A 5,172-nucleotide genomic window follows, 5' to 3' on the forward strand; every position below is an offset into this window, starting at 1 on the left:
GGCGGACTACCCATGAGTCCCACTGAACCATTACAAGATACAAGCACTCTATCAGCTTGGGTGAGATTAAGACCAAAAGCTGCAAACTCAGCTAAAACAACAATTTCGCCACAACCAACAGCAGTCTCAAATAGTACTAAAGTTGCTGCTGCAACTCCAATTGTGGAAGCGACTGGTTGGATAGTGGATAAGAATGGGAATATAGAACTCGTAGCGCAAGCACCTGGTGTCAACCCTCACAGTTCTTGGCAAACTCCTGCCTCTTGTCAAAATTCAAAATGATTCTGACATTATAAAGGAAGAGACATTATCTGATTAATCCATTCCTCGGCGGTAGAAGCTTCCCAAATGAGGATAAGTGCTTCAATTGCGTCACTAATTGGCATATTCTGGGAAATAATTAAAACTCCTGAACTGGTTTGTGACATTATAAATTCAGCAAACTCAACAGGCATAGTTTTGCGGTCGTGAGTTACAAGAATTTTTTCCTGGAGTGCTGCTATGGCTAATACCTCTTTGTCTGTCTTACCCTCAAGCCCTGCTGTATTAGCTGATTGAAAATCAATATTTGGTTCCCTACGTATCGTACCAGTTACAATTGCCTGCTTGAGATCGGCGTCCGCTTGAAATCGAACTGTCGTCATGTCTTGCTCTGCTTTTGCATAAGAGCCGCTTTCAACTTCTCATACAAAGACGGATTTTTCTCTCCCAGAGACTGTTGCAATTTCTCAAACTCTTTTTCACCTTCTTTCAAATAGACATCAATTAGCTTTCGGTTGGCAAGATAAAAGGCAATAGCACCATAAATCTGTTCTAGGGAGAGTAATGGAAAGTTTTGAGCAATACTTTCAGGAGACTCACCATTCAAGAAAGCGTAAACAACTGAATCAAGAGAAACGCGAGTCCCTTCAATCCAGAAGCCTTTATCCCGCTGCTCAATATATCGTTTTGCTACAGTCGGTGATGCTGTCATAAAACTGTTTGCTGGTTACTCAATATTTAGATATTAACTTGTACCAGACGCGAAATACGAAGTCTCTACACCCAAATTCATACTGTGCTTGAGCAACGCCCAACAGAGTTTGCTCGACATTCAAGAATGTTACACATCAGCAATCAATCTTGCTTTCCTCAAAAAGAATTGGAGTACAGTCTCTTCTTTGGAAATAATATCAGCTCTGCCCTCCATCCCTACTTGAATAGCACACTGGTTTTTGCCCTTACCGAGAGATAAGACTTCTGGCTGAATCGTCACCTCGTAGAAAGTACCAACTGCACCCCCTTGCTGACTTGAACCTGTTGCAGCAGCAGTTGCAGTCGCACTATTAGCTTGAGGTTTAATCGTATCTTCGGAAATCTGGCTGACGACACCTTTAAGAGTGCCGTAATCTGTATAAGGACAGGAAGAAACCCGCAAAAGTACTTTTTGACCTTGTTTCAACTTGCTTTTCTCCTGGGGTGCTACTGCTGCTTTGACTACCAAAGGTGCATTACTGGGGACAATTTGAGCGATTTCCTCTCCAGAACGCACAGTTTGACCAGGGTTCCGCAAGTTTAGCTTTGATATTATACCATCTGATGTGGCAGTTATGGTGGTTTGGTTGAGGTCAATTATCACTTGTTGGAGTTCACGGGCATCTCGCTCTAGCTGTTTGCTTTTTTCAAACCTTTGTTGGATGAGGGCTTGGCGTTCTTTGTCTAGTGTCGCGAGGGTGACTTTTCCTGTCGCTTGTTCTCGGGCAATGGTTTGTTGGGCGATCGCCACTTCTGCTTTACTAGGATTAAGAGCAGCTTGAGCACGTTGCCATTTCGCTCTCGCAGCCGAAATCGCTTGTTTTTGCTGCTCAATCGCTTGAAGTTGTACCTCAATTGCTGCTTGTTGCACCTCAACCGCTGACGATTGCTGCTCAACAACGAGTTGTGCTTCTTCCAATTGATTATAAGAAAGAGCTTTTTGTTTGGCTACGCTCTGATATCGGTTCCGCTTTAATTTGGCTGCATTTAACGCAGCTTGGCTTGACTTGAAGTTCGCAGAGGTTGATTGTAATTGTGCTTGTGCTTTTTGCAATTCCGCCTCGGCTTGCTTTACGTTCGCCTCGGCTTCTTCCACATCTTTGTTGCTGGTAATTTGTTTGTCTCGATAATCGCGACTGCGGCGACTGAGTTCAGCGACTGCTGAGTCAACAGCCCCCTTAGTACGGTCAGTTTCTGCAGCTATCTGGTTATTAAGAGCACTAATTTGAGCGTTGATTTGAACGATTTGTAACTGGCTCTGCTGGATATTGCTTTGTAGTTGGCTCTTTTTGGTTTGCAGCTTCGAGTCGTCGATAGTTGCAATCTCCGTTCCTTTTTTGACAAGTTGATTTTCTTTGACAGATACGTGCATAACCTGACCTTCAGTTGCAGCTTGCACAATCCGCAATTCACCAGCCGGACGGACGAGTGCTTGAGCTTTAACGGTGACTTTGTATTTAGCGACAGAAGCAACGATGACGCTGATTCCCAAAATGCCAACCATCACCAGTCCGCCCATAGTAACCCAGGAACTCATCGGTGGGAGAAATTCGTTGTCTTGAACTGGGGGAGGCAGAAAGTCTGAGTTGGAGTTGCTAATCATAATTCAAGTTAGTTTAACTAATTGCGTGGAATTTTCCGTCTCAAAACCTCACCCTCGCTTTTTGCTTCGCAAAAATCTTTCCCTCTCCTTAGCAAGGAGAGGGATGTCCGTGAGGACAGGGTGAGGTTTTCCCAGAATCTTGGGTAATTTGATCACTTGTGTGTACAGGGTAGTTGGTAAGGAGAGGGGTGCCGTAGGCGGGCTGAGGTGAGACAGCGCTGCAGGAGGGTCTCCCTCCGTAGGCGACTGCGAACCCGGAGGGTGATACGTATGAATGCAACTTAGTATTAGAATGAGAAATAGAACCTTTCATCATCAAACCATTCGTTGGTTGGGCAACGTCGTCCAGGAAGTCTAAGTGCTCGCCTCTTTGATGACGCAGTTGCTGTGGTGTGCCTTGGATTTTTAAGCGCCCTTCCTCCAGTAGGACAATCCAATCGGCTCGCTGGATGACTCTGGGGCGGTGACTAATCATAATTGTGGTTTTGCCTCGTCGGTGGGAAAGCAGTTGATCTAGTACTTGAGCTTCACTTACCGGGTCGAGAGCACCAGTGGATTCATCTAAAATGAGTATGGGTGGGTCAGTGACTATTGCCCTGGCTATGGCTAATCTTTGCTTTTGTCCCCCAGAGAGATTTGCACCAAATTCTCCTAAAACAGTTTGATATTTGTCGGGCAATTTACTAATAAATTCATCTGCACCAGCAATCTGGCAAGCTTCGACAATTTGTTTAAAAGTAACGTTAGGATAACTAAAGCGGAAGTTGTCAATGATGGAACGACTCCAGAAGTGAGCTTCTTGAGGCACAAGTACCACCTGTTGTCGCAGACATTCCACAGAAAGGTCTTGCTGATTGTACATTCCATAGCGGATATTGCCAGACTGGGAGGAGTATAAACCAGCAATCAATTTGGCGAGGGTACTTTTACCACAGCCAGATTTACCAATCAAGGCAATGACTTGACCACCAGTGATAGTCAGGGAAAAATCTTCCAGGAGGTCAACTCTACCTGCATGGTGGAAGTTGAGGTTGGTGCAGGTGATATCTGCGTTAGCTAGTATCTCTGCAATCGGCTTTTTCAAGTCGTTTTCGTCTTCTGGAGTCGCATCTATCACTTCTGTCAAGCGTTGGACGACAATTTGAGCAGTGATAAATTCATCAATTAGCCCAACTACAGACCCCAAAAAGCCAAGAAAACTGCCACTCATGCCGTTATACGCCAGCAGTTGTCCGATGGATAAAGTCTGATTAATCACTAAGTGCGAGCCGAACCAGAGTAAGGCAATATTCGTGAAATTGGAAAGAATCCCAGTGATTGTGCTGCTGTAAAGTCCTAGCTTCATGGTAGTCCAGCCTAAGTTAGCAAGGCGACCAAAATTGGTTTGATACTCTTGCCAAGCTTGTTCTGTGGCTTGGGTGGTTTTGAGGACTTGAACACCGCGAAAGGTTTCAACCAGAAAGCCTTGGTTTTCTGTGCCTTTGACGATGAGGCTGCGGGTTTTCTGACGCAAAGCGGGGAGAAAAAGCAAGTTGACGAGAGTGACAATGACAAAGGCGGCGAGGGAACCTAGAGTGAGTTGCCAACTATAGAAGAGCATAAAGCCCAAGGAAACCAAAGCCACAAAAAATTGACTGGGTAAACCGAGGACAATTTTGGAAACTAGGGCATTGATGGTATGAACATCGGCAATGCGGCTAACAACTTCCCCACTGCGACGTGCTTCAAAATATGATAGGGGTAAGCGCAAAAGTTGTCGCCCGTATTCTAGAATGAGTCCGTATTGCAACCGTTGACCAAAATGACCGACCAGGTGAGATTGTACCAAACCAATGGTACTTTGGAATAAGTTCATGGCAATGACTCCAATTGCCACGGTGGTAAGCAGTTGGGTATCTCCTCGCACGAGTACGTCATCGGTGAGGAGTTGCATCATTAAGGGGGAGGCGAGGGAGAGGAGTCCAATGGCAAAGTTGATGGCGATCGCCTGAACCAAAAGATTGCGATATGGCATGACGCGGGCAATAAAGCGCCCAAAACCGCCAATTTTATCTTCTGGTTGCTCATAGAAGCGGCTATCGTCTGGCATTAGCAACAGCATAATGCCATCACTCCAACCCTCGATTAACTCCTTGGAGGTGAGGTACAAGATACCAACGGCGGGGTCAGAGATGATATATTTTTTCCCCTTTTTCCCGTATAATACTACCCAGTGGTAACCTTTCCAATGAATGATAGCTGGTAAGGGGACTTCATTTAATTTTTCAAGTAGTTCTGGGGTGGCTTGAACTTGACGAGCATGGAATCCCAGGGTTTGTGCACCTCGTCTTAAACCTAGCAAGGTGGTTCCCCGTGATCCGGTGCCCACTGCTTCTCGCACGCGGTTGAGGGTAAAGGTGCGTCTGTAGTGTTTGGCGACTGTGGCAAGACTTGCTGCACCACAATCTTCTTCACTGTGTTGCAATATGCTGTGATATTTCATTGTTCAAAAAATCAGTGAACAGTGAGACCAGTACTGCAGGAGGGTTTCCCTCCGTAGGTAACTGGCGAACCCG

The 5,172-nt window shown here is 45.6% G+C and carries 4 protein-coding genes and 1 pseudogene; 1 reads left to right on the forward strand and 4 read right to left on the reverse strand.

Going from position 1 to position 5,172, the window contains the following annotated elements:
- Positions 1-282, forward strand: a pseudogene (locus tag DP116_RS26835) (S-layer family protein); the annotation flags it as partial.
- Positions 283-290: 8 nt separating this feature from the next.
- On the opposite strand, the gene DP116_RS26840 reads toward DP116_RS26835, so the two are convergent.
- The 4 genes from DP116_RS26840 to DP116_RS26855 form a co-directional block, all read right to left on the reverse strand.
- Positions 291-644, reverse strand: coding sequence for a DUF5615 family PIN-like protein (locus DP116_RS26840; protein WP_169158040.1), 354 nt, complete (start codon positions 642-644; stop codon positions 291-293).
- Positions 641-973: a DUF433 domain-containing protein gene (locus tag DP116_RS26845; RefSeq protein ID WP_169158041.1), complete on the reverse strand. Its 333-nt coding sequence runs from the start codon at positions 971-973 to the stop codon at positions 641-643. Before DP116_RS26845 ends, DP116_RS26840 begins: the two co-directional genes overlap by 4 nt.
- 129 nt (positions 974-1,102) lie before the next feature.
- Positions 1,103-2,617 (reverse strand): beta-barrel domain-containing protein, encoded by a 1,515-nt coding sequence (locus tag DP116_RS26850; protein ID WP_169158042.1) that lies wholly within the window; start codon positions 2,615-2,617, stop codon positions 1,103-1,105.
- An 88-nt stretch (positions 2,618-2,705) separates the two neighbouring features.
- Positions 2,706-5,099, reverse strand: a complete 2,394-nt coding sequence (locus tag DP116_RS26855) for a peptidase domain-containing ABC transporter (protein ID WP_246275816.1) — start codon at positions 5,097-5,099, stop codon at positions 2,706-2,708.
- Positions 5,100-5,172: the final 73 nt, after the last annotated feature.

The sequence above is a fragment of the Brasilonema bromeliae SPC951 genome (genome assembly GCF_012912135.1).
GTDB classification, from domain to species: Bacteria; Cyanobacteriota; Cyanobacteriia; order Cyanobacteriales; family Nostocaceae; genus Brasilonema; species Brasilonema bromeliae.

Coding starts and splice junctions, on each gene's coding strand:
- DP116_RS26850 (WP_169158042.1), bottom strand. CDS start 2,617: ATGATTAGCAACTCCAACTCAGACTTTCTGCCTCCCCCAGTTCAAGAC.
- DP116_RS26845 (WP_169158041.1), bottom strand. CDS start 973: ATGACAGCATCACCGACTGTAGCAAAACGATATATTGAGCAGCGGGAT.
- DP116_RS26840 (WP_169158040.1), bottom strand. CDS start 644: ATGACGACAGTTCGATTTCAAGCGGACGCCGATCTCAAGCAGGCAATT.
- DP116_RS26855 (WP_246275816.1), bottom strand. CDS start 5,099: ATGAAATATCACAGCATATTGCAACACAGTGAAGAAGATTGTGGTGCA.